The following is a 21,310-nucleotide window of genomic DNA, read 5'->3' as shown; positions in this document are numbered from 1 at the left end:
ATGAGAAGAGAAAGAAAGAGGAAGAGCAGAACTCAGTGGCCGGCAGGCACCGGCCCCGAGGCTCGCACCGGAATGCCGGCACGGCGGTCGAGCGTTCCGCTCCATTGCGTGAGGGCCAGCGACACCAGCACCACCAGCGCACCGATCCACGGCGTATGCATCAGCCCCAGGTGCGTCACGATCAGCCCACCGGCCCAGGCCGCGCCGGCAATGCCCAGGTTGAACGCCGCGATGTTCAGGCCCGAGGCCACGTCCACCGCCTGCGGCGTGAAGCGCTCGGCCTGCTTCACCACGTACACCTGCAGCCCCGGCACGTTGCCGAAAGCCACCGCACCCCACATCAGCACCGCCAGCAGGGCCAGCCACTTGTGCGGCGCCGCGAAGTTGAACAGCAGCAGCACCGCGGCCAGCAGCGCGAAGATGATCTTCAGCGCCGGAATCGGGCCCTTGCGGTCGGCCAGCTTGCCGCCCCAGATGTTGCCCACCGCCACCGACACGCCGTACACCAGCATCACCCAGCCCACGGCGCCGGCGCTGAAGCCCGACACCTCCGTGAGGATCGGCGCGAGGAACGTGAACGGAATGAACGAGCCGCCATAGCCGATGGCCGTCTTCGCATACACCAGCAGCAGGCGCGGCTCGGCCAGCACCTTGGCCTGCTGCGCCAGCGAGGCCGGCGGCGTGTGGCGGATGTTGCCGGGCACGAAGACCCAGCTGCCGATGAACGCGATCACACCCAGCGCAGAAACGGCCAGGAAAGTCTCACGCCAGCCGAAGTGCTGCCCGATGAACGTACCCAGTGGCACGCCCGTGACCAGCGCCACCGTGAGGCCCGTGAACATGATCGCAATGGCACTCGCCGCCTTTTCCTTCGGCACCAGGCCGGTGGCGATCGTCGAGCCGATGGAGAAGAACACCCCGTGCGCCAGCCCCGTGAGCACGCGGGCGGCAATCAGCGATTCATAACTCGGCGCCTTCCACGCCAGCAGATTGCCGAGCGTGAACAGCGCCATCAGCCCGAGCAGCAGCGCCTTGCGCGGCAGCTTGCCCGTGAGCGCGGTGAGCACCGGCGCGCCGATGGCGACGCCCAGTGCATAGAGGCTGACCAGCAGGCCGGCGGAGGGGAGGCCGATGTGGAGGTCGGCAGCGACTGTGGGGATGAGACCAACGATGACGAACTCTGTCGTTCCGATGGCGAAGGCGCTGAGGGTTAGCGCCAGTAGGGCGATGGGCATGAGGGCACTCCTTCTTGGATGGGAGGAGTGTCTTGCGGTTACCTTTGCAGATTAAGGGGTAGAGAGACAGAAGATAGTTGCTTTGGAAGCAATAATCGAGAGGCCTCAAGGCATTGTTATCTTGCTTTTGAAGCACTCGGTTGTGGAATTCCATTCGCATACATGACTTGAGGTGCTTGTGCGCCTGCTTTTGCCACTATCGATCGAAAAGAATTCATACGATCTTCGCTAATTTCTCCAACATCGATGACCAGATAAATGCCTTTGGATGCTTTCTCGGCATTCATATAGATCGGGAGTTGCTTTTCAAATCCATGGGCAAGTCGTGGATTCGAGGTGAGCTTAACCTCTACGAGTACTTTTCCTGCAAAACCGCTGCTGATCTTGAAATCTACAGGACCACGTCCTGCATCACTTTCAGGAGAAAGATCGAGGCTGTTTGCTTCGCAGTATGCAGATGCGATTCCTACGAACAGCAATTGCGCTGCTGACTCGTGTTTTAGTGTCCGGTCCTTGTTGTATAGCAGCTTGCAAAGCTGGCGATCTTCCAAGAGGAAGGCGTAGTGCTCGCAGATTTTCTTGACCACTTCAAACACTTCGTCAATGCCTGCCGCCTCGCCCAGACTCAGGGCAAGGGAGTTGTCAGCAACCGCCGCCTTTGCTGCTGGATACCAACCAACCTCTCCTGCAGGATCGCTAGCGAAATCGTAGGGATCCGCAGGTACCTCCCGATACTTGTCCAAGACAACTCGCAGCCCATCTGGTGTTCCGACGAATGTCTCGCGTAAACCATGTTTCTTGTCTCGAATGGAGAGCTCTCGCCAATCTGAGCCGAGAACTTGATTTAAGGCTTGGCGCAACTGCTCGTTGAACGAAGCTACCCAGCCGATATCAAGAAATGAGTCCGCCACAGGAAGCTGACTGAGTATCTCCCTGGGTACCAAGATGATGGGATGACCACTCACCGGATTGCGAGGAAGGTCTTCTTGTGGATGCTGCGCAGAGACGCTCAAGGGCTCCATAGGGATGCCCAGATCGCTGCAAACACGCTGCGTGAACGCGATCAAATCCTCCATGATGATCTTGGCGACCATGTCGCTGATCAGATCCGGGTCGATGCCTTCTTCGAAGATTCCCGCAAGCTCAAATATGTCGGGATCTGCCACGCCCGCATGCACTATCCGAATAGTAGTGTCGAGGAGTCGCGCTCGCTTCTGAACCCCCATGCCTCGGCCCGCAGTGCTTCCGGAGGAATACCCAATGCAGAGGCCACGAACTTCAGGAAAGGTCAGCATCTTGTCCGCCTGCCGCCAAAACACATCGTCTTGCTGAGCAATATTGGCAACTAGTTTAAGAACCGACTCAAAGTGCACTCGCACTTTGTCTGCACTACTAGATAGTTCTGGTGCAGAGGTTTCTTGAAGAAGGCGAGGGTCAATGAATAACCGAGTGTCGATCCCCAAAATGGGATCCAGGGCCCCAGTTGCGGCAAGCGCTTCTGGGTCAATCCGGAAGTGATCGGAGAAACTGAAGATCACGAAGCGCCTCCAAACGTGTATTTTTTGCAAATGTAGCTCAGGGGTCTGGGCTTGTGCATTTGTTATGTGCCGTATGGCTAAGGACGCTGTTCGCGTTTTCCTCCTAAAAGTGAGCCTTTGACGGCTAAGCGGCTCACTTCAAAAATTCGGCCCCTACTGGACAAGGCTGGCGGTTCTCGCATAGCGGGGCCCGAGTTGCACTCACAGATATACTGCCTTGTCGCGCAAAAAGTGCAACCGGGTTTGGAAGCCCGCCGAAGTTCTGCGACGAAAGCCGCAGCTACCGCACTTGGTCTGCGGCTTTTCTGTTTGCGCCTCCAGTTTTGGCGGCTCGAACGGGAAGGCGCGAGCCTTGCCGGTTCTCGTCAGAGCTTCCCGGTCTTCCAACCCGTTCGAGCTGCCGCCATCGTTTGGAAGCGGTTGCGGCGGTTGTTGCAAAACCGAAGTTCTGGGAGGCCACACATGGCTGAATCTGCATCCGCCTCGGCGCGATCAAGCGCTCGATCCACTTCCCCCGATCCCGCACCCCCCAACCTCGACGACCTCGCCCTGCAAGCCTGCGACGACGCCGAAAACCTCAACGACGTGATGCGCGCCTATGCCGCGCTCAGAAAGCTCGTCGACACCAGCGCCCTGAACGACAGCGAGGAGCTCACCCCCAGCCGCACCGAACTGAGCGCCTTGCTCGGTGTGCTCAACGACGCGCTGACGGCGAGCATTGACGCCATCAACCTCGCGGCCGGTGCGGTGCGCGAAGCGCTGCAAAGGGGCAAGCCGGGCCTCGCGTGAGGTGGCTGGCGGCGAAGAGTCCGTTGTTCATTCGGGCAGCCGGTCTGGCCGGCTGATCGTCCCCGCGCGGGCTGCGCGGTGAGGCTTGGATGTGCAAGGGCTCTTCGAAGTCGTTCCTCAGTGCTGCTCTGGCATCTGCGGCCGCTAAGCGCCGTGGATCATCAGCATGCACCAGAAGGTCACCCATAGCGCGCCGGCTCCAAGCAGATACATGCCCAGCAGAAAGGCAACCAGATAGCCGATGCGTTGCCAGATTCGAGGGGTGCTCGAATTTATCCGTGTCATCGTGGAGCCGGAGGCTGGTAGAGAGGGTCGCCCTTTTGACACGGGCATTCGTGCGGGCAGGCCGGAAGGAAATCGATATCGACGCGCTTCACCAAGTCGCTTCCCTCTGGGGCCGGGATGGCGGCGACATACCCTTTGGTGGGCAAGTCGACTTCGCGCACCTCGAATTGCAAGTCTTCCCTGGGACTCTTGCGACGTTCCTTGCGCTTTTCAACCCTAGATTGCTCGCGTCGTGCTCGCCGAATGCCGCTTGCGTCGAAAGAAAAAGCGACTCGCGATTCGGATACTGCAATCGGAGCATGGCCGTCCAATTGGCGAGCTTGAGAACCTCCTTGGCCGGAACGGTTGCCGAGTTCCGCTCGAACACGACGCCGATGCTTCTACTCGGGCTGCAAGCCCATGCGTCTGGCGCAAGCAGAACAGCAAGAGATGCAAGAAGGTATCTCGGAAAAGATTGCCAGCAGCCTTTCATTTCGAAGCCTCGGCTCGACGCCGTGCTCGATGTACCGGCAGGTCGGCTTGCGCTCGCATCAACGCTCCAAACCATCGGGCCGGCCGGGATTGCAGCCCGGTAGTTTCGAGGTCTTCAAGTTCGGATATAGCTGTATGGCCGCAAAGTCGTTGGCTACAAGGTCTGCACTTTTTCTCTCTCGGTAGCTATGTGCAAACTGCTCGACTTCGATGGGCACGGGAAAGAGGCCCTTCAACGCGTGCGTCGTGTTGTCCGCTCGCATTCTCGCGAGGCGCATTGCGTCCTCCGAGGTTCTGCCTGGCACCTTGACCGTCGCACCTGCTTCTACGCCGGCGCTCTCGTAGATTGCGTACAGCGCGTCGGCACGATCGACCCACTCCGCCAACCGGTTCAGTTGGACGCGGTCGAGCTCGGCGGAGCCATCGGCAAAGGCCAAGGTGATCTGAATGATTCGCTGGCATGGCTTGAGACCGGGAATCGGGACTGGATTGCAGTCCGGCAGTTTCAGGCCCTCGACGTCGGGATAGAGCTGGAGCGAGGCGAAATCGTTGCTGTCTCCCAGGCCATTCAAAGATGATCTATACCCACGAGCGACGGTGGTAATCGGAAGCTCGGTCTTCATCAAGATGCGCAGCGCTCTCGCTGCATTGGCTGCACGCTGTTCAGCCAATGCCTTTGCCTTGTGGGGCACCGCGTCGGATGCCCCGACCTCTATCGAGGCGCGCTTGTACATGGAAAACTTTGCATAGGAGCGATCTAGCCATTTGGCAAGCTTGATGACATGCGATCGATCCAGCGCCGCTGAGTTGACCTCGAAGCTCAGCTGGGTCTGCGTGATGTAGCTGCATGCTGATGCTTCTCCCGCTGCAAGTGCCCAGGCGAGGGCGAGGAGGCGGCCTTTCATCGCTTGGGAGCCTGTGGCTTGTACAGAGGGTCTCCCCATTGGCAAGGGCACTCATGCGGGCAGGCCGGTAGAAAACTGACATCCACCCTGACGCCCTCGCTTTTCTCGAGCTGCTTCAGATATGCGGAAACAGGCGCTTCGACATAGCTTCGTTTCGGAAGCTCGATCTTCGCCGGAGCGATCTGCAGCGTCTCTTGAAAAACGCGAGCGATGTTGTGTGCACGGTCCATTCCCAGACGATCAGGGGCTTTCTCACCAGGCTCAGTGGATGCGGTGACGTAGAAGGTTTGGTGGTTTGGATAGCGCAGGCGAAGGTCAGTCACCCAGCTCGCCAGTCTCAAGACTTGATACGCGGAGACATCCGAGCCATTGCGCTCGAAATACACCCCTCTGACCTTGATCGGTGAGCATGCATGCGAAGACAGGGGCGCCAGCGCGGCGAGGATAGCCATCAGGACGGACAGGGCTGCGTTGCGACTTTTCATGCGATTCCGATGACGTAGGAGGTGATACTGTCTGCGTTCGCCAGCAGAGCGGCGTGGTTCTCGCTTCTGACGTTTTTTCTTGATTCGGTTGCTCCGTACCACGTGTCGTTCGAGCTGAAGGTGTCGTCGAAGTGCGTGACTTCGTGAATCAGAACGATGAGCTTCGATGGGCCGTTGGTGGATTCGCCAGTGTCGAAGTTGAATGCATGGTCTCTGTACCCGCAAAAGGGAAGAGCAATTGCGATGGTGTGCGTGGCGACATCCGACTTGCAGGCAGCACCGTCGGTCCCCAGTGCGCTTCCCATGACACAGGTCGCCAGCTTTCCACCTTCAATGAAGCGCACAAAGTTCTTTGGCTCCAGGCCTTTGAGAACGCGAACGCATGCAGCCAATCCCTTCTGGAGATATTCACGCGTGTCTTGGTCGGCTATGGCGAACCATGCCTCCACACGTGCTTGCGCCTTTTTGTCCCAGCGCTCGAGTTCGGGCAGCCGCTTCCTTGTGATGTAGTCGACCGCCATATCGCGCAGGCTCATTGCCAAGACTGCGAACTCCTTGTTCGTCATGTTTGGGCAAATGTTCTCGGTTTGTTCGGCCTCGGGCGGATGTGTGACGTTGTCATCCACCGTTTTCTTGAGCGCGACCATCTCAGGACTCGAGAGCGTGGCCGTTTTCGAAGTCAGCGGGAACACGCCAATTGAATGCGCGGCGTCATCGTCGCAATCCGCCGATTGCTGCAACACCGACAGCAACGGCTGCGGCCTCGGGCAGTGGCACACCACCACATCCCCCTCCAGCGCAATCTCCGATATGAACAGCGGCCGCCGCGGCCCTCCCGTCTTGGCGATGATGCCGACGCTATTGCAGCCCTCGCAGTACGCCCTGCCGCCAATCAACGCGGGCCGATGCCCGAAGAAGTCGACCATCGGTCCGTCGTAGGGCAGCACCCTTCCACCAGCGGCCGGCGGATCACCGACCAAGACAACCTTGCGCATCATCCTGACACCTCCCTTGTTGAGTCGGGGAGTTGTAGAAGGATGTGCGTGTTGACACTGTGGACCAACGTCAACCGGCTACATATTTTTCACGCTGGCTGGAGTTTTCTAATTCGAGAATGTGCCGCGTGCTGATGCGGTTCGATTCTTCCGTTGGAGCAGGTCGCCCTGGAGCCGGCCGGGACTGTCAGGCAGCCGATCCGTCGGCCCGGCCCACGCCCCGATCTTTCATCTCCCCCAGCATCCACTCCCGAAACGCCACGACCTGCGCGTCTTCGCTGCTCTCCTGCGGATACACCAGGTAGTACGCATACGGCGGCGCCATGCGCACGCCGACGTCGAACAGCCGCACCAGCCGCCCCTGCGCCAGGTCACCCGCGATCAGGTCCAGGTCGGCCAGCCCCACGGCGCCGCTTTCGAGCACGGCCTGCACCACGAAGCTCGAATCGGCAAAGCCCACGAAACGGCTGTCGTCGATGTCTTCGTCGTCCACGCCGGCCGCGGCCATCCACATGCGCCAGTCGGGCCAGGTCATGGTGTCGGTCTTCCAGTCGACATGGCAGAGCGTGAGGTTGTGGCGCAGAAGGTCGCGCGGCTCGTTCAGCGGCGGACCGTTCTCGATGAGCCTGGGGCTGCACACGGGAACGATGAGGGTGTCGAAGAGCCGCTCGGCGTGCGCGCCTTCATAGCTGCCGGTGCCGAAGCGGATGGCAATGTCGATGTCGTCGGCTTCGAAGTCGCGCAGCTCGTCGGTGATGTCGAAGCTCAGCTCCAGCCCAGGGTTGGCGGCCCTGAACTTCGGCAGCCTTGGCAGCAGCCAGTTGGTGGCGAAGCGCGCGCTCAGCGACACGCGCAGTTGTGCCGCGCTGCGCGCCAGTCGGCGGGCGCGGCCGGTGGCGCGGTGCAGGGTGTCGAGCGCATCGGCGGTCGCCTCGAAGAGCACGGCCCCGGCCGGTGTGAGCTGGATGCTGCGGCTGTTGCGCGTGAAGAGCGCAAGGCCGAGCTGGTCTTCGATCTCCTTGATCTGGTAGCTCACGGCCGCGGGCGTGAGCCCCAGTTCGTCGGCCGCGCGCGTGAAGTTGCGGTGCCGCGCGGCCGCCTCGAAGGTGCGCAGCGCGCGCGTGCCGGGCAGGGGCATGCCACGGTTCGTGGCGGGGGCGGTGCTTGTCGTCATGGTCGTGGCGTTGGTGTTGACGTTGGCGTGCGTGGGAATGGGCGAGCGATCTGGCGATGCATCCATCCATCGATCGACGATCAATCGATCGACTCGATCTTCAAGTCTCGCTTGATGCTCCGTTGAGAACTACTCGTTTCCCAAGCCGCGAGCGGCGCGGGAGGATTGGCCGAACCAGCCGATCAACCAAAGAACAAGCGAGCGAGTGAACCAACGATGTCTGCCAGCCAGATGAACGACCCGGGCGGGGCCTGCCCCGTGACCGCGGAGAGCAACAGCAACAGCAACAACCACGATCCCCTGCATTGGCCCACGCGCATGTGGATCGCGCTGCTCATTTTCAGCGGCGTGATTCTGCTCGACGGGCTCGACATCTCAATGATCGCGGTGGCAATCCCCGAGATCCAGCAGGCCTTCGGCATCGGCGCGGCCACGGCGCAGTGGCTGGTCAGCGCGTACATCCTGGCCTTCGGCGGTTTCCTGCTGCTGGGCGGGCGCTGTGCCGACCTGTTCGGCCGCAGGCGTGTGCTGGTGGCGGGCCTGGCGGTGTTCGCGCTGGTGTCGGTGGGCGGCGCCTTCGCCACCGACGCGGGGCTGCTGATCGTCTCTCGCTTCGTCAAGGGCATGGCGGCAGGTCTCACCGGGCCGGCTGCGATGTCGCTGCTGACCACCACCTTTGCCGAAGGTCCGGCGCGCAACAAGGCCTTCGGCATCTTCAACCTCTTCGAGGCCTCGGGGTACTCGTCGGGCCTGCTCATCGGCGGGCTGCTGGCGGCACTGAACTGGCGCTACATCTTCGTGCTGCCGATTCCGGTCGCGGTGCTGCTGTTGCTGGCCGCGCTGCGCTACCTGCCGCCCGATGCGCCGCGCGTGAAAGGGGCGCAGCGGCAGCGGCTCGACATCGCCGGCGCCGTCACGCTGGTGGCGGGCATGCTGCTGATGGTTTTCACGGTGGTGTCGGTGGAAGAGGCGGGGTGGTCTTCGCCGCGAACCGTCATCGGCTTCGCGGTGGCTGCGGCGCTGCTGATGGCTTTCGTCGCCATCGAGCGCACGGTGAAGGAGCCGCTGGTGCGGCTGGGCATCTTCCGCAATCGCGGCCTGGTGGCCGCCAATATCAGCGCCGCGCTGCTGTATGGCGGTGCCATGGGCTTCCAATTCTTGATCGCTCTGTACCTGCAGAACATCCAGGGCTGGAAGCCGTGGCAGATGGCGCTGGTGCTGCTGCCGGCGGGGCTGATGGTGGTGGTCATCGGCCCGAAGATCGGCGCGCTCATCAGCCGCTTCGGCGTGACGCGCGTGCTGATGGTCGGCCTGCTGGCCTTCGTGCCGTGCTACCTGCTGATGCTGCGAATCGGACCCGAGCCCGACCTGTGGGGCGTGCTGCTGCCGGCTTCGGTGCTGTGGGGTCTCGGGTTTGCGCTGAGCATCTCGGCGCTGATGGTGGCGGGGACGAACGGCGTGGCCGACGACGAGCAGGGGCTGGCGGCCGGGTTGCTGAACAGTTCGCTGCAGGTGGGTGGTGCTTGCGGATTGGCGGTGTTGACCGCGGCGATTGCGCCCGGAACGGAGCTGGGGATGCTCTATTCAGGAGTGTGGGTGATTCTTGGGTTTGCCGTGTTGACGTTGGTGGCGCAGGGCGTGAGGGCAGGTCGGCGATAGCGGGTTGCTTGGCGCCGCAGCGGGGGGGCGATGCGACGGGTTGCCGAAGCCCGGGGAGTCGGCACCGGATCGACGTCCGACAGCTTCTGCGAAGCGCATGCGATCCCGGGCTCGCTGCCCCCCATCAAGAAAATCTTCCACCCCCTGCATCCAAATCCGCCACTGGCGTGTAGACCCCTCAGCAGCGAGGAGCTGCTGACCTTCTACAACCCAGGAGAAATTCCATGCACACCTCCCGTCCCGCCCGTTCGCTCGCCGTCCTTGGCGCCGTCAGTGCCGCTGCTGCGGTGCTCACCGCCTGCGGCTCGATGTCGATGACTCCCGCCTTCAACCAGTCCAGCCTGCCCCCCACCATCCAGGTGCCGGCCGGCAACAAGGTTGCGATGGAAACGGTGGGCAAGGGCGACATCACCTATGAATGCCGCGACAAGGCCAACGCCCCGGGCCAGACCGAGTGGGTTTTCGTCGGCCCCGACGCCAAGCTGCTGGACCGCAGCGGCAAGCAGGTCGGCAAGTACTACGGCCCGCCGGCCACCTGGGAATCGAACGACGGTTCGAAGCTGACGGCCACGCAGCTGGCGGTAGCGCCCTCGGGCCCGACCAGCCTGCCGTACCAGCTGGTGAAGGCCAACCCGGCCACGGGCAGCGGCGCGATGACGGGCGTCACCTACATCCAGCGCGTGGCGCTGCAAGGCGGCGTGGCACCCACGACGGTGGCCTGCACGCCGGCCAACAAGGGCCAGAAGCAGATCGTGCAGTACCAGGCCGACTACATCTTCTGGAAGGCGTCCTGACCGGGGGGCGATTCGGCGGCGGGGCCGCGGGCTCCACTACCATCGGGCCGTGCAGAACCCGCCACCCACACCGCCCTTCGACTACGACGCCGCCCTCATGGCCTGCGCACGCGGCGACCGTCAGGCCCTGCAGCAGCTCTACCAGCGCGAAAGCCGGTACCTGCTGGGTGTGGCGTTGCGCATCGTGCGCCAGCGCCAGCAGGCCGAAGACGTGCTGCACGACGCCTTCATCAGCATCTGGCAGCGCGCGGAAACCTTCAACCCGGCGCGCGGCGAGGGCCGGGGCTGGATCTACAGCGTGGTGCGCAACGCCGCATTGAACATGGTGCGCAGCGGCGCACGCCAGGTGGACGTGAGCGAAGACGCGGCAGAGGCCATCGACGACCAGGCCGCGCTGGCGGCATACGCCGCGGCCGGCGACCAGTTCGAATTGCGCGCCGACCTGGGCAGGCTCGAGAACTGCCTGAACGGGCTGGAGCCGGCGCGGCGCGACTGCATCCTCTTCGCGTATGTCGAAGGCTGCTCGCATGGCGAGATCGCCGAGCGGCTGCAGACGCCGCTGGGCACGGTGAAGGCCTGGATCCTGCGCGGCATGCGCGCGCTGCGGGAGTGCATGGCATGAACGGCAACCCGACGACTACAACAGCCGGCGACGAAGACATCGATGCGCTGGCGGGCGAGTACGTGCTCGGCACGCTGTCAGCCGGCGCGCGCGCGGCGGTCGAGGCCCGCATGCAAGATGAACCGGCCTTGCGCGATGCCGTGCAGGCATGGGAAGCGCGGCTGCTGCCGCTCACGGTGCTCGCGTTGCCGGAGGAGCCGTCGCCGGCGCTCTGGCCGCGCATCGAACGCAGTCTTGGCAGCGCGGCGGAGCCGGAGAGGAAGAAGGTCGCGCCCGCGCGTCCATCGATCCTCTCGGGCTGGTGGAACGACCTGAGGTTGTGGCGCGGCTTGGCTGCTGGCGGGTTCGCCGCGGCCGCGTTGATGGTGGCCGTGCTCGTCACGCGTCCGCTGCCGACGCCGCAGTACATGGTGGTGCTGGTCGCGCCGCAGGACAAGTCGCCGGGCTGGGTGATCCAGACCTCCTCGTCGCGTCAGCTGAGCCTGGTGCCGCTGGGCACCTTCGAAGTGCCGCCGCAGAAGACGCTGCAGTTCTGGACCAAGGCCGACCAGTGGCGCGGGCCCGTGTCGTTGGGCCTGGTCAAGCAGGGGCAGGCGCTGCGCATTCCCATCGACAAGCTGCCTCCGCTGGAGCCGAACCAGCTGTTCGAGCTCACGCTGGAGCCGGAGAACGGCTCGCCGATAGACCGGCCGACCGGGCCGATCCAGTTCATCGGGCGTGCGGTCAAGGTGATGTAGCGGGGGCTTTTCTGCTGGCCACAGCCGAAGCAACACCGATCGCCCCCACCAGCAAGCACACCGCAAAGATCACCCCGCGCGTCTGCGTCGCATCCGCGAACGCGCCGACGATCAGCCCGGCCAGCGGTTGCGTCAGGTTGTTCAGCAGCACGATCACGCCGGTGGTCTTGCCGTAGTCCTGCGCCGGAATGATCCGCTGGCGGTGGATGCGGATGTAGATGCTGAACATCTTGTCGAAGCCGATGACCAGCAGGAAGCCGGCCGCATAACCCCAGTGGCTGGTGCTCGCGGCGGTGAGCAGGCCGCCGGCCAGTATCAGTGCGTAGGCGGTGACGCCCATACGCTTGAGCGGGATCGACCCCCGGATGATCGCCAGCAGGATCGCGATGGTGGCGACGGCCCCGAGTGTCTGCAGCCCCGCGTAGTAGGTGGCCGAGCGCTGGTGCAGGCCGGTGACCATTGCGGCGGCGGATGCCAGGGTGGTGCCGAGCATCAGGTTGACGCCGGAGGTGAGCATGGTCAGGCGCAGCAGCCCCGGCAGGCGCAGCACATGGCCGAGGGCCGTCACGATGGGCTGCAGGAAGTGGCCCGGCGCGCCCTGCGGCTGGTGCAGCTGCACAGGGTTGCCGCGGCGCCAGTACGAGGTGGCGACGTCAGCCAGCAGGAAGAAGCCGGCAGCCGCGCCGACCACCGCCTGCCACGGCCACAAGGCGAACAGCGCCGCGGCAACGAGCGGGCCGAGCACGGTGCCGGTCTGTTCTGCGGTCTGCGCATAGGCCAGCACCTTGTCGAAACCGTGGTGGGTGGCGATCTGCGGCAGCATCACTTCGCGCGCCATCACGCCCTGGGTGGTGAGCACGCCGCACACCGCCGACAGCCCCACCAGCCAGCCGATGCCGCCCATCGCCTCGTTGGCCGCCACGCCGAACACGCAGACCAGCGCGCGAAGAATCTGGCTGCCGCGCAACAGCTTCAGCGGCGACACGCGGTCGCACAACGCGCCGCATACGGGAAACGACAGGAAGCGCGGAAGCGTCTCGGCCGCGAAGGCGTAGCCGGACCACGCCACGTCCTGCGTCACCTGGAACACCACCAGCGGCACCAGGAACAGCAGGATCTGGTCGGCGAGCCGGGAGAGGAACAGCGAGAAAAGAAAGGCCGGGAACTTCATCGCGCCGTCGTGTCCCGCGCGGCTGACCCCGAGGGGAGAAGGGTGAGAGGCGCGGCGAGGGCGGGCATGCGCTGAAGATAATCGAAACATGATCGCGCTCGACTGCTACTACAGCCTCTCCTCCCCCTGGGCCTACCTCGGCGGCCCGCAACTCCAGGACATCGTGCGCCGCCACCACGTGCGGCTCACGCTCAAGCCCTACGACTTCCAGGCCGTGGTGCCGCAGACCGGCGGCATCCCGCTGAAGACGCGCCCCGAGCCGCGCCGCACGTACCACGCGCTCGAACTTGCGCGCTGGCGCGACTACCTCGGCATGCCGCTCAACCTGGAGCCTGCGCACTACCCCAAGGGCGCGCCCACCGACCCGAACTGGAACAAGTACCCCGGCTGGATGGTGATCGCCGCGCAGCTGCAGGGCCTCGACGCCCAGCCGCTGTCGCACGCGCTGCTGCGTGCCCTGTGGGCCGAGGAGCGCGACACGTCGAAAGCCGAAGTGCGCATCTCCGTGGCCGACGAGAACGGCTACGACGGCGCCTCGCTGCAGGCGATGGAGCAGTCGGCCGAAGTGCTGGCGATGTACCGCGCCAACAGCGCCGAGGCTGTCGAAGCAGGCGTGTTCGGCGCGCCGACCTTCATCCTGAACGGCGAGCGCTTCTGGGGCCAGGACCGGCTCGCGTTCCTCGACCGGGCGCTGGACAAGCTGCGCGCAGCGGGCTGAGCGTACCTGCCCTCAGGCGCTGCCCTGCTCGCCGAGGCATTGGCGGGCGGCTTCACGCACGCGCTCTTCTGCATCGTGCCGTGCGGCGTGCCGCACAGCGGCCTGCCATGGCAGCGCCGCGCGTTTCCAGGCCATGAGCCCGCGAACGGCTTGCCAGCGCACGTCAGCGTTCTCGTCATGCGCAAGGCGATCGGCCAGCGCCGGCAGGATGCGCCCACCGGCTTCGGCACCGAGCCCTCTTTCCTCCAGCAGGCTGGCCGCATGCCGGCGAACCAAGGCGTGCGGCGACGCCAGGCCGCGCAGTGCCTCGTCGATCTCTGCAGCGCGCAATGTGCAGTAGCCGCTGCCGGGCCTGAGCTTTTCATGCACGACGGCGACTTCGGTGGCGGGGCCCGAGAGCAGGGTTTCCAGCGGTCGATAGTCGAGCGCCACGGGTGTCGGGTCGCGAAAGGACGAGTACGGAGCGCACAGCCCGCGGATGGCGACCGCTGCTCGATCGGGCTCGCCGCGCCACTCGGCGAGCCGTTCGAAAAGCCATCCGCTGTCGTCGAGGTAGGCCAGGGTCGCTGCGCACCAGGCATGCGTGGGCTTGTCTGCCGGCGCAAGCAGCTTGCTGCGCAGCGCGGCCAGCACCTCGGGCGTCGCAAGCCCGATGCGCCCGAGCATCCTGGCGGCTTCGCAGCCGAACCTTCCTCGCGGTCGGGCCAGCTGCTCGATCAGTGCCGGCACCGCGGGTGCGCCCATGTCGATGAGCCATTTCTCCGCCTCCTCGGCATCGACCGGCTGGCCGTCGAAGCGGCCGAGGCGTCCGACCAGCCAACTCACTCGTTCTTCGGCGGGCAGGGCCGCGACGCGCATGCGCTCCCGCTGCGCCAGCGCTTCCTTGGGAAAGAGCGAGTGGAATGCGGCATCGCCGATGCAGCGGCAAGCCAGTTCGAGGCTGTTCTCCTCGTCGTGCAGGAAGAGCACGAAGTCCGGCGTGAGCTGGGGCGCGTCGCCCAGCGCGGCCCGGACCTTTCGTGCGGCCGAGACGAGCATGTCGATGCATTCCTGCTGTGCGAGAAGCCACCCTTCGCGGGTGTCGTTGCGGGTGATCTCGCATGCGGCGTTTGCCGCCGCGTCCAGGGCCGCGCTGGAGAACTGGATCTCGTCCCAACGCCAGTCGGCCGGGTTCCATTCCGCTGACCAGAAGTCGCCCGAGGGCTCGTCGCCTTCGCGGGCGCCCACGCTGTTCGCGCAGAGCGAGGGCAGGTAGATCGGCCCGTCGAGCTCGCGGTACATGCCGTGGAAGGCGGCGGCGTAGAACTGCTCGCCAGGGTTCTCGTCGAGCAGTGCGCGCAGCGCGCGGGTGGCGTCCTCGACGATCAGAGGCTCCAGCGCTTTCCAGTGGGTCATGCGGGCGTGTCTTTTCCTGCTTGAGATTCTGTGCGGCGGTCGGGGCTCAGCTCGACCGCGGCAGCAGCGCCGGTATCAGTTTTCGATTCATCCGCTCGCGCCACCAGCGCAGCGCCTGCCCCTGCGCGCCGGTCTTCCAGGCGAGCCAGAAGGCTTCGGGCGGGCGCGGTTCCTCGGTGGCCAGCTCGACCAGCGTGCCGCGCTTCAGCTCTTGCGTGATGCAGGCGCGCGGCAGGAAGCCGTGGCCCAGGCCGGCCACCTGGCAGGCGATCTTCGCTGGCATCGACGGCACGGTGATGCGCGGCTGGCCGGCCATCAGGCCGACGGTGCGCTCCGAGAGCGTGCGGGCGCTGTCGCCCACCACGATGGCGTTGCACTCGATCAGGTCGCCGCGCTGCAGCGGGCGGCCCAGGCGCGTGAGCGGGTGCGTGGGCGCCACGCAGAAGGCGAAGTCGAGGCTGCCCACGGTCACGGCCTGGTAGCCGCCGCCGGCGGGGCCGTCGCCCGCGGCGATGACGATGTCGGCGCGGCCCTCGCGCAGCGCCTCCCAGCTGCCGGTGAGCGCCTCGCAGCCGATGCGCAGCCGCGTGCCGCAGCGCAGGTCTTCGAAGGCGCGGATGTCGCCGATGAGGGCCTGGGTGGGAATGAGCGAGTCGTGCACCAGCCGGATCTCCGACTCGTAGCCGGTCGCGATCTGGCGCATGCGCGATTCGAGGTCGCTCGCGGCGCCGAGCAGCCAGCGGCCCTCCTTGAGCATTTCTTCCCCGGCCGCGGTGAGGCTCACGCGCGGGCCGTTGCGATCGAAAAGCAGCATGCCGAGCTGCTCCTCCAGCTTGCCGACGGCATAGGAGATGGTCGAGGGCACCTTGTTGAGATGCGAGGCGGCTGCGGCAAAGGAGCCATGGCGCGCGATGGCGTCGACGATCTCGATGGCTTCCAGGCTGAGTTTGAGCATGCGGTGGCCCGAGGGGTTGGGAGGGGATGGAGGTGGACCGAAAGGGGGCTGGAAATCAACGTTCAAAAAATTCGATCATTGAGGATGAAAAGTTTCGTCGATGACTGCCTCGAGGCCCCCGATGATTCGTTCCATGCCAAGGAGATTCCTCTCCGGAAGCGATTGTGAATCAGATCGAACATTCAACCAACCCGCAGGAGTTTTTCACATGTCCCTCAAAGCCACCCCCACCGCCGGTTCCAAGCTGCTCAAGCCCACCGATCACACGCTGGTGATGATCGACTTCCAGTCGCAGATGGCCTTCGCCACGCACTCGATCGACGCCGTGAACCTGCGCAACAACGCCGCGCTGGTGGCGCAGGCGGCGGCCGGCTTCGGCGTGTCGACCATCCTCACGACGGTGGCCGAGAAGAGCTTCTCGGGCCCGATGTTCAGCGAGATCACCGACGCCTTCCCGGGCGAGAAGATGCTGGACCGCACCTCGATGAACACCTGGGAAGACGCCGCCGTGATCGAGCGCGTGAACCAGATCGGCAAGCCGCGCATCGTGCTGGCAGGCCTGTGGACCAGCGTTTGCATCGTGGGCCCGGCGCTGTCGGCGCTGGACCAGGGTTTCGAGGTGTACGTGATCGCCGACGCCTGCGGCGACGTCTCGACCGAGGCGCACAACCGCGCGATGGAGCGCATGGTGCAGGCCGGCGCGCAGCCGATGACCTCGCTGCAATACCTGCTCGAGCTGCAGCGCGACTGGGCCCGCGGCGAGACCTATGAGCTGACCACCGGCATCGCGAAGAAGGTGGGCGGCGCCTACGGCCTGGGCGTGACCTACGCCAAGACCATGTTCAGCGCCCACGAAGGTTGATCGAGGCAGGAACAAACCTACTGCGCGCCCCGATCTCGCACCTGCGGTCCTCGGCGCGACCTCGGAGCGCTCGCTACGGTTTCTTCGCACCTCGCGCCGTGCTCTCGACAACTTTCCTCAAAGACAAGCTGACCATGAAGCCCTATGTCCTCTCGCTCGCGCTCGGCCTCCTGGTCGGCGTGATCTACGCACTCTTCCAGGTGCGCTCGCCGGCGCCGCCGGTCATCGCCCTGGTGGGGCTTCTGGGGATCCTGCTCGGCGAGCAGATCCCGCCGCTCATCAAGAGCGTGATCAAGCCCGAAGCGGTGGCCACCTCGTGGCTGCACCACCAGGTCAAGCCGCACGTGTTCGGCGAGCTGCCCCAGTGCGCGCAGCCTGAATCCACCGCGGCCAACAAGGCACAGGCCCCGTCCTCCGAAAGGCACGACGCATGAACCAGTCCTCAGACCCCAGCCGCCGCCGCCTCCTTGGCTCCCTCGGAGCGCTCGGCGCCACCCTCGCAGCCCCCGGCCTCGCGGTCGCCTCTCTTTCCAGCAACATGACCAACACCGAAACCCCCGACCTGATCCTGCACAACGGCCGTTTCACCACCCTGGACCGCGCCAACCCGGTGGCCGACGCCGTGGCCATCAAGGACGGCCGCTTCACCCGCGTGGGCCGCGCCGAAGACGTGCTGCCGCTGGCCGGCGGCGCCACCCGCGTGATCGACCTGCAGGGCAAGCGCGTGCTGCCGGGGCTCATCGACAACCACCTGCACATCATCCGCGGCGGCCTGAACTTCAACATGGAGTTGCGGTGGGACGGCGTGAGGAGCCTGGCCGACGCCATGAACATGCTCAAGCGCCAGGTGGCGATCACACCCGCGCCGCAGTGGGTGCGCGTGGTGGGCGGCTTCACCGAGCACCAGTTCGTGGAAAAGCGCCTGCCGACCATCGAGGAACTGAACGCCGTCGCGCCCGACACGCCGGTCTTCATCCTGCACCTGTACGACCGCGCGCTGCTCAACGGCGCCGCGCTGCGCGCAGTGGGCTACACCAAGGACACGCCCGCGCCGCCCGGTGGCGAGATCGTGCGCGACAGCGCCGGCAACCCCACCGGCCTGCTGCTGGCCAAGCCCAACGCGGCCATCCTCTACGCCACGCTGGCCAAGGGCCCGAAGCTGCCCTTCGACTACCAGCTCAATTCCACGCGCCACTTCATGCGCGAGCTCAACCGCCTGGGCGTGACCGGCGCCATCGACGCGGGCGGCGGCAACCAGAACTATCCCGACGACTACGAAGTGATCCGCAAGCTTGCCGACGACGGCCAGCTCACCATCCGCCTGGCCTACAACCTGTTCACGCAGAAGCCGAAGCAGGAGAAGGAAGACTTCCTGAACTGGACCGCCAACTCAAAGTACAAGCAGGGCGACGACTACTTCCGCCACAACGGCGCCGGCGAGATGCTGGTGTTCTCCGCCGCCGACTTCGAGGACTTCCGCCAGCCGCGCCCCGAGATGGCGCCCGAGATGGAAGGCGACCTCGAAGGCGTGGTGCGCATCCTGGCGCAGAACCGCTGGCCCTGGCGCATGCACGCCACCTACGACGAGACCATCAGCCGTTCGCTCGACGTGTTCGAGAAGGTCAACAAAGATACGCCGCTGGCCGGCCTGAACTGGTTCTTCGACCATGCCGAGACCATCTCCGAGAAGTCGATGGACCGCATCGCCGCGCTCGGTGGCGGCGTGGCCGTGCAGCACCGCATGGCCTACCAGGGCGAATACTTCGTGGAGCGCTACGGCGCCGCCGCTGCAGAGGCCACCCCGCCGGTCAAGCGCATGCTGGAGCGCGGCCTGAAGGTCTCGGCCGGCACCGACGCGACCCGCGTGGCCTCGTACAACCCGTGGGTGTCGCTGTCGTGGCTGGTCACGGGCAAGACCGTGGGTGGCCTGCAGATCACGCCGCAGCGCAACCTGCTCGACCGCGAACAGGCGCTGCGCATGTGGACCGAGAACGTCACCTGGTTCTCGAACGAGGAGGGCAAGAAGGGCCGCATCCAGGCCGGCCAGCTCGCCGACCTCGTGGTGCCCGACCGCGACTTCTTCGCCTGCCCCGAGTCGGACATCGCCGACACCACCGCGCTGCTGACGATGGTGGGCGGCAAGGTGGTCTACGGCGCCGGCCCCTTCGCCTCGCACGACGAGGGCTCGGTGCCCCCGGCCATGCCCGACTGGTCGCCCGCGCGCACCTTCGGGGGCTATGCCGGCTGGGCCGACAAGAAGGAGGGGGCGCCGCTGCAGAAGGTCATGCGCAATGCAGCCATGTCCTGCGGCTGCGCCAACAACTGCAACGTGCACGGCCACAGCCACGCCACGGCCTGGAGCAGCAAGCTGCCCGTGGGCGACCTGAAGAGCTTCTGGGGCGCCCTCGGCTGCGCCTGCTGGGCGGTGTGAGGATGACCATGCGCTGGACCACTTCCACCGTGCTGCGCTGGGTCGCCTTGCTGCTGCTGTGCGCGGCCTACCTGCAGGGCGGCCTGCAGAAGGCCTTCGACTTCCCGGCGGCCGTCGCCGAGATGAACCACTTCGGCCTGTCGCCTGCCGGCCCGATGGCGATCGCCGTGATCGTGCTGGAGCTCGGCGCCGCCGCGATGATCCTCACGGGTCGGCTGCGCTGGCTCGGTGCGCTGGCCCTGGCCGGATTCACGCTGATGGCGACCTTCGTGGCGCTGCGCTTCTGGCAGATGCCCGTGGGGCAGGAGCGCTTCATGGCGGCGAACTCCTTCTTCGAGCACCTGGGCCTTGTCGGCGGCTTCCTGCTCGTCGCCTGGCTCGACCTGAAGGAGCGTGCACATGTCTGACACCTCGCACGGCGCGGCCACGCCGCCGCATCCGTCACCTCAGCCGAACCAGCCCGGCGCCTTCGCGCCGCTGCGCCAGCCGGTCTTCGCGGTGCTCTGGGCAGCCACGGTGCTGGGCAACATCGGCAGCTTCATGCGCGACGTGGCCAGCTCCTGGCTGGTGACCGACCTGTCGGCCAGCCCGACGGCGGTGGCGCTGATCCAGACGGCGGCCACGCTGCCGATCTTCCTGCTGGCCATTCCGGCCGGCGTGCTGTCGGACATCCTCGACCGCAGGCGCTTCCTGATCTTCGTGCAGCTTGTGCTCGCGGCGGTCAGCGGCACGCTGCTGGTGCTCTCGCACACCGGCGCGCTCACGGTGCAATACCTGATCGCGCTGACCTTCGTGGGCGGCATCGGCGCGGCGCTGATGGGGCCGACCTGGCAGTCGATCGTGCCCGAGCTGGTGCCAAGGTCCGACCTGAAGGGCGCCGTGGCGCTCAATTCGCTGGGCATCAACATCGCGCGCTCCATCGGGCCGGCCGCGGGCGGGCTGATCCTCGCGAGCTTCGGCGCGGCGGCGACCTATGGCGTCGACGTGCTGAGCTACGTGTTCGTGATCGCGGCGCTGCTGTGGTGGAAGCGTCCGCCCGCCGAAGACACCGCGCTGTCGGAGAACTTCCTGGGTGCCTTCCGTGCCGGCCTGCGCTACACCCGCGCCAGCAAGGAGCTGCACGTGGTGCTGCTGCGCGCGGCGGTGTTCTTCCTGTTCGCCAGTTCGGTGTGGGCGCTGCTGCCGCTGGTGGCGCGCCAGATGCTCGGCGGCTCGGCCGGCTTCTACGGCGTGCTGCTCGGTGCGGTGGGTGCGGGCGCCATCGGCGGTGCATTGGTGATGCCGCGGCTGCGTGCCCGGCTCGATGCCGACGGCATGCTGCTGCTGGCCGCGCTGCTCACGGCGGCCGTGATGGGCAGCCTGGTCTTCGCGCCGCCGAAGTGGCTGGCTGTCGTGCTGCTGCTGGTGCTGGGCCTGGGCTGGATCGTGGCGCTGACCACGCTCAACAGCGTGGCCCAGTCGATCCTGCCGAACTGGGTGCGCGGTCGCGGCCTGGCGGTGTACCTGACGGTGTTCAACGGCGCGATGGCCGCCGGCAGCCTGGGCTGGGGCCTGGTGGCGCAGCAGATCGGCGTGCCGATGACGCTGGTGGCCGGCGCCATCGGGCTGGTGGTGGCGGGCCTCGTCTTCCACCGCGTGCGGCTGCCGGCGGGCGAGGCCGACCTGCAGGCCTCGCACCACTGGCCCGAGCCGCTCCTGGCCGAGCCGGTGGCGCACGACCGCGGGCCGGTGATGATCCAGGTCGAGTACCGCATCCGCAAGGACGACCGCGAGGCCTTCCTGCAGGCGATGAAGCGCCTGTCGATGGAGCGCCGCCGCGACGGTGCCTACGCCTGGGGCGTGCACGAGCACACGGCCGACCCGGAGCGCGTGATGGAGTGGTTCCTGGTCGAATCGTGGGCCGAGCATTTGCGCCAGCACCACCGCGTGTCGCACGCCGACGCGGACCTGCAGAGCGAGGCGCTGCGATTCCACATCGGGCCCGAGAAGCCGCAGGTGCATCACTTCCTGGCGCTTTGACGCGGGCGATCAGGTCAACGCCGATCTGCCGGCGTTCATCCCGGCCTGATCGTTCGCCCGATACCCGGGG

At 65.7% G+C, this 21,310-nt stretch carries 20 protein-coding genes; 11 read left to right on the top strand and 9 right to left on the bottom strand.

The genetic code is table 11. The features are described from left to right. Positions 1 to 32 precede the first annotated feature (32 nt). Together ACTJLF_RS22215 and ACTJLF_RS22210 are read right to left on the bottom strand one after the other, a co-directional pair. On the bottom strand, positions 33 to 1,235 hold the full coding sequence (locus ACTJLF_RS22215; protein WP_126182505.1) for an MFS transporter: 1,203 nt from the start codon (positions 1,233 to 1,235) through the stop codon (positions 33 to 35). 116 nt (positions 1,236 to 1,351) lie between these two features. Then, on the bottom strand, positions 1,352 to 2,773 hold the full coding sequence (locus ACTJLF_RS22210; RefSeq protein ID WP_440883912.1) for a hypothetical protein: 1,422 nt from the start codon (positions 2,771 to 2,773) through the stop codon (positions 1,352 to 1,354). A gap of 462 nt (positions 2,774 to 3,235) precedes the next feature. On the opposite strand from ACTJLF_RS22210, the gene ACTJLF_RS22205 reads away from it, so the two are divergent. After that, positions 3,236 to 3,562 (top strand): hypothetical protein, encoded by a 327-nt coding sequence (locus ACTJLF_RS22205; RefSeq protein WP_126182507.1) that lies wholly within the window; start codon positions 3,236 to 3,238, stop codon positions 3,560 to 3,562. An 815-nt stretch (positions 3,563 to 4,377) separates the two neighbouring features. On the opposite strand, the gene ACTJLF_RS22200 is transcribed toward ACTJLF_RS22205, so the two are convergent. From ACTJLF_RS22200 to ACTJLF_RS22185, 4 genes are all read right to left on the bottom strand, one after another. Next, complete coding sequence (locus ACTJLF_RS22200) at positions 4,378 to 5,223, bottom strand: hypothetical protein (RefSeq protein ID WP_126182508.1); 846 nt, start codon at positions 5,221 to 5,223, stop codon at positions 4,378 to 4,380. Beyond that, positions 5,220 to 5,708 (bottom strand): hypothetical protein, encoded by a 489-nt coding sequence (locus tag ACTJLF_RS22195; protein ID WP_126182509.1) that lies wholly within the window; start codon positions 5,706 to 5,708, stop codon positions 5,220 to 5,222. Before ACTJLF_RS22195 ends, ACTJLF_RS22200 begins: the two co-directional genes overlap by 4 nt. Further along, positions 5,705 to 6,706, bottom strand: a complete 1,002-nt coding sequence (locus ACTJLF_RS22190; protein ID WP_126182510.1) for a M35 family metallo-endopeptidase — start codon at positions 6,704 to 6,706, stop codon at positions 5,705 to 5,707. Before ACTJLF_RS22190 ends, ACTJLF_RS22195 begins: the two co-directional genes overlap by 4 nt. A gap of 184 nt (positions 6,707 to 6,890) precedes the next feature. Continuing rightward, on the bottom strand, positions 6,891 to 7,841 hold the full coding sequence (locus ACTJLF_RS22185; protein ID WP_126182870.1) for a LysR substrate-binding domain-containing protein: 951 nt from the start codon (positions 7,839 to 7,841) through the stop codon (positions 6,891 to 6,893). A 252-nt stretch (positions 7,842 to 8,093) separates the two neighbouring features. Here ACTJLF_RS22185 and ACTJLF_RS22180 point away from each other — a divergent pair, with 252 nt between their 5' ends. From ACTJLF_RS22180 to ACTJLF_RS22165, 4 genes are all read left to right on the top strand, one after another. After that, positions 8,094 to 9,536 carry an MFS transporter gene (locus tag ACTJLF_RS22180; protein WP_440883911.1) on the top strand — a complete coding sequence of 481 codons (1,443 nt, stop codon included), beginning with the start codon at positions 8,094 to 8,096 and terminating at the stop codon, positions 9,534 to 9,536. 224 nt (positions 9,537 to 9,760) lie between these two features. After that, positions 9,761 to 10,330 carry a DUF3455 domain-containing protein gene (locus ACTJLF_RS22175; RefSeq protein WP_019656726.1) on the top strand — a complete coding sequence of 190 codons (570 nt, stop codon included), beginning with the start codon at positions 9,761 to 9,763 and terminating at the stop codon, positions 10,328 to 10,330. Between the two features lie 97 nt (positions 10,331 to 10,427). Further along, a complete protein-coding gene (locus ACTJLF_RS22170) occupies positions 10,428 to 10,952 on the top strand; it encodes a sigma-70 family RNA polymerase sigma factor (RefSeq protein ID WP_221404223.1) in 525 nt (174 codons plus the stop codon). After that, positions 10,949 to 11,689 (top strand): anti-sigma factor, encoded by a 741-nt coding sequence (locus ACTJLF_RS22165; RefSeq protein WP_126182513.1) that lies wholly within the window; start codon positions 10,949 to 10,951, stop codon positions 11,687 to 11,689. Before ACTJLF_RS22170 ends, ACTJLF_RS22165 begins: the two co-directional genes overlap by 4 nt. On the opposite strand, the gene ACTJLF_RS22160 is transcribed toward ACTJLF_RS22165, so the two are convergent. After that, a complete protein-coding gene (locus tag ACTJLF_RS22160; protein ID WP_126182514.1) occupies positions 11,676 to 12,860 on the bottom strand; it encodes an MFS transporter in 1,185 nt (394 codons plus the stop codon). The two genes, ACTJLF_RS22165 and ACTJLF_RS22160, sit on opposite strands and share 14 nt — an antisense overlap. An 88-nt stretch (positions 12,861 to 12,948) precedes the next feature. Here ACTJLF_RS22160 and ACTJLF_RS22155 point away from each other — a divergent pair, with 88 nt between their 5' ends. Next, positions 12,949 to 13,578 carry a 2-hydroxychromene-2-carboxylate isomerase gene (locus ACTJLF_RS22155; protein WP_126182515.1) on the top strand — a complete coding sequence of 210 codons (630 nt, stop codon included), beginning with the start codon at positions 12,949 to 12,951 and terminating at the stop codon, positions 13,576 to 13,578. Between the two features lie 12 nt (positions 13,579 to 13,590). Here the strand turns inward: ACTJLF_RS22155 and ACTJLF_RS22150 are convergent, their stop codons facing one another. Both ACTJLF_RS22150 and ACTJLF_RS22145 read right to left on the bottom strand, forming a co-directional pair. Then, positions 13,591 to 14,973, bottom strand: a complete 1,383-nt coding sequence (locus ACTJLF_RS22150) for a DUF4303 domain-containing protein (protein WP_126182516.1) — start codon at positions 14,971 to 14,973, stop codon at positions 13,591 to 13,593. A gap of 46 nt (positions 14,974 to 15,019) precedes the next feature. Next, on the bottom strand, positions 15,020 to 15,928 hold the full coding sequence (locus ACTJLF_RS22145) for a LysR family transcriptional regulator (protein ID WP_026346599.1): 909 nt from the start codon (positions 15,926 to 15,928) through the stop codon (positions 15,020 to 15,022). Between the two features lie 208 nt (positions 15,929 to 16,136). Between ACTJLF_RS22145 and ACTJLF_RS22140 the strand changes: the two genes are divergently transcribed. The 5 genes from ACTJLF_RS22140 (at position 16,137) to ACTJLF_RS22120 (ending at position 21,240) form a co-directional block, all read left to right on the top strand. Continuing rightward, positions 16,137 to 16,790, top strand: a complete 654-nt coding sequence (locus tag ACTJLF_RS22140) for a hydrolase (RefSeq protein ID WP_440883910.1) — start codon at positions 16,137 to 16,139, stop codon at positions 16,788 to 16,790. 134 nt (positions 16,791 to 16,924) lie between these two features. After that, the gene (locus tag ACTJLF_RS22135) at positions 16,925 to 17,224 is read left to right on the top strand and encodes a DUF1427 family protein (RefSeq protein WP_126182517.1); all 300 of its coding nucleotides are present in this window, start codon (positions 16,925 to 16,927) and stop codon (positions 17,222 to 17,224) included. 104 nt (positions 17,225 to 17,328) lie between these two features. Then, positions 17,329 to 19,221: an amidohydrolase gene (locus ACTJLF_RS22130; RefSeq protein ID WP_206169122.1), complete on the top strand. Its 1,893-nt coding sequence runs from the start codon at positions 17,329 to 17,331 to the stop codon at positions 19,219 to 19,221. An 8-nt stretch (positions 19,222 to 19,229) separates the two neighbouring features. Then, positions 19,230 to 19,628 carry a DoxX family protein gene (locus ACTJLF_RS22125; protein ID WP_126182872.1) on the top strand — a complete coding sequence of 133 codons (399 nt, stop codon included), beginning with the start codon at positions 19,230 to 19,232 and terminating at the stop codon, positions 19,626 to 19,628. Further along, positions 19,621 to 21,240 carry an MFS transporter gene (locus ACTJLF_RS22120; protein ID WP_240649899.1) on the top strand — a complete coding sequence of 540 codons (1,620 nt, stop codon included), beginning with the start codon at positions 19,621 to 19,623 and terminating at the stop codon, positions 21,238 to 21,240. Before ACTJLF_RS22125 ends, ACTJLF_RS22120 begins: the two co-directional genes overlap by 8 nt. Positions 21,241 to 21,310 lie beyond the last annotated feature (70 nt).

Origin of the sequence: Variovorax sp. 22077, assembly GCF_052044195.1 — a bacterium.
Lineage (GTDB): Bacteria > Pseudomonadota > Gammaproteobacteria > Burkholderiales > Burkholderiaceae_C > Variovorax > Variovorax atrisoli.
This window is presented reverse-complemented; position numbering and strand designations above follow the sequence as displayed.

Coding starts and splice junctions, on each gene's coding strand:
- ACTJLF_RS22215 (WP_126182505.1), bottom strand. CDS start 1,235: ATGCCCATCGCCCTACTGGCGCTAACCCTCAGCGCCTTCGCCATCGGA.
- ACTJLF_RS22205 (WP_126182507.1), top strand. CDS start 3,236: ATGGCTGAATCTGCATCCGCCTCGGCGCGATCAAGCGCTCGATCCACT.
- ACTJLF_RS22200 (WP_126182508.1), bottom strand. CDS start 5,223: ATGAAAGGCCGCCTCCTCGCCCTCGCCTGGGCACTTGCAGCGGGAGAA.
- ACTJLF_RS22195 (WP_126182509.1), bottom strand. CDS start 5,708: ATGAAAAGTCGCAACGCAGCCCTGTCCGTCCTGATGGCTATCCTCGCC.
- ACTJLF_RS22190 (WP_126182510.1), bottom strand. CDS start 6,706: ATGATGCGCAAGGTTGTCTTGGTCGGTGATCCGCCGGCCGCTGGTGGA.
- ACTJLF_RS22185 (WP_126182870.1), bottom strand. CDS start 7,841: ATGCCCCTGCCCGGCACGCGCGCGCTGCGCACCTTCGAGGCGGCCGCG.
- ACTJLF_RS22180 (WP_440883911.1), top strand. CDS start 8,094: ATGTCTGCCAGCCAGATGAACGACCCGGGCGGGGCCTGCCCCGTGACC.
- ACTJLF_RS22175 (WP_019656726.1), top strand. CDS start 9,761: ATGCACACCTCCCGTCCCGCCCGTTCGCTCGCCGTCCTTGGCGCCGTC.
- ACTJLF_RS22170 (WP_221404223.1), top strand. CDS start 10,428: ATGGCCTGCGCACGCGGCGACCGTCAGGCCCTGCAGCAGCTCTACCAG.
- ACTJLF_RS22165 (WP_126182513.1), top strand. CDS start 10,949: ATGAACGGCAACCCGACGACTACAACAGCCGGCGACGAAGACATCGAT.
- ACTJLF_RS22160 (WP_126182514.1), bottom strand. CDS start 12,860: ATGAAGTTCCCGGCCTTTCTTTTCTCGCTGTTCCTCTCCCGGCTCGCC.
- ACTJLF_RS22155 (WP_126182515.1), top strand. CDS start 12,949: ATGATCGCGCTCGACTGCTACTACAGCCTCTCCTCCCCCTGGGCCTAC.
- ACTJLF_RS22150 (WP_126182516.1), bottom strand. CDS start 14,973: ATGACCCACTGGAAAGCGCTGGAGCCTCTGATCGTCGAGGACGCCACC.
- ACTJLF_RS22145 (WP_026346599.1), bottom strand. CDS start 15,928: ATGCTCAAACTCAGCCTGGAAGCCATCGAGATCGTCGACGCCATCGCG.
- ACTJLF_RS22140 (WP_440883910.1), top strand. CDS start 16,137: ATGTCCCTCAAAGCCACCCCCACCGCCGGTTCCAAGCTGCTCAAGCCC.
- ACTJLF_RS22135 (WP_126182517.1), top strand. CDS start 16,925: ATGAAGCCCTATGTCCTCTCGCTCGCGCTCGGCCTCCTGGTCGGCGTG.
- ACTJLF_RS22130 (WP_206169122.1), top strand. CDS start 17,329: ATGACCAACACCGAAACCCCCGACCTGATCCTGCACAACGGCCGTTTC.
- ACTJLF_RS22125 (WP_126182872.1), top strand. CDS start 19,230: ATGCGCTGGACCACTTCCACCGTGCTGCGCTGGGTCGCCTTGCTGCTG.
- ACTJLF_RS22120 (WP_240649899.1), top strand. CDS start 19,621: ATGTCTGACACCTCGCACGGCGCGGCCACGCCGCCGCATCCGTCACCT.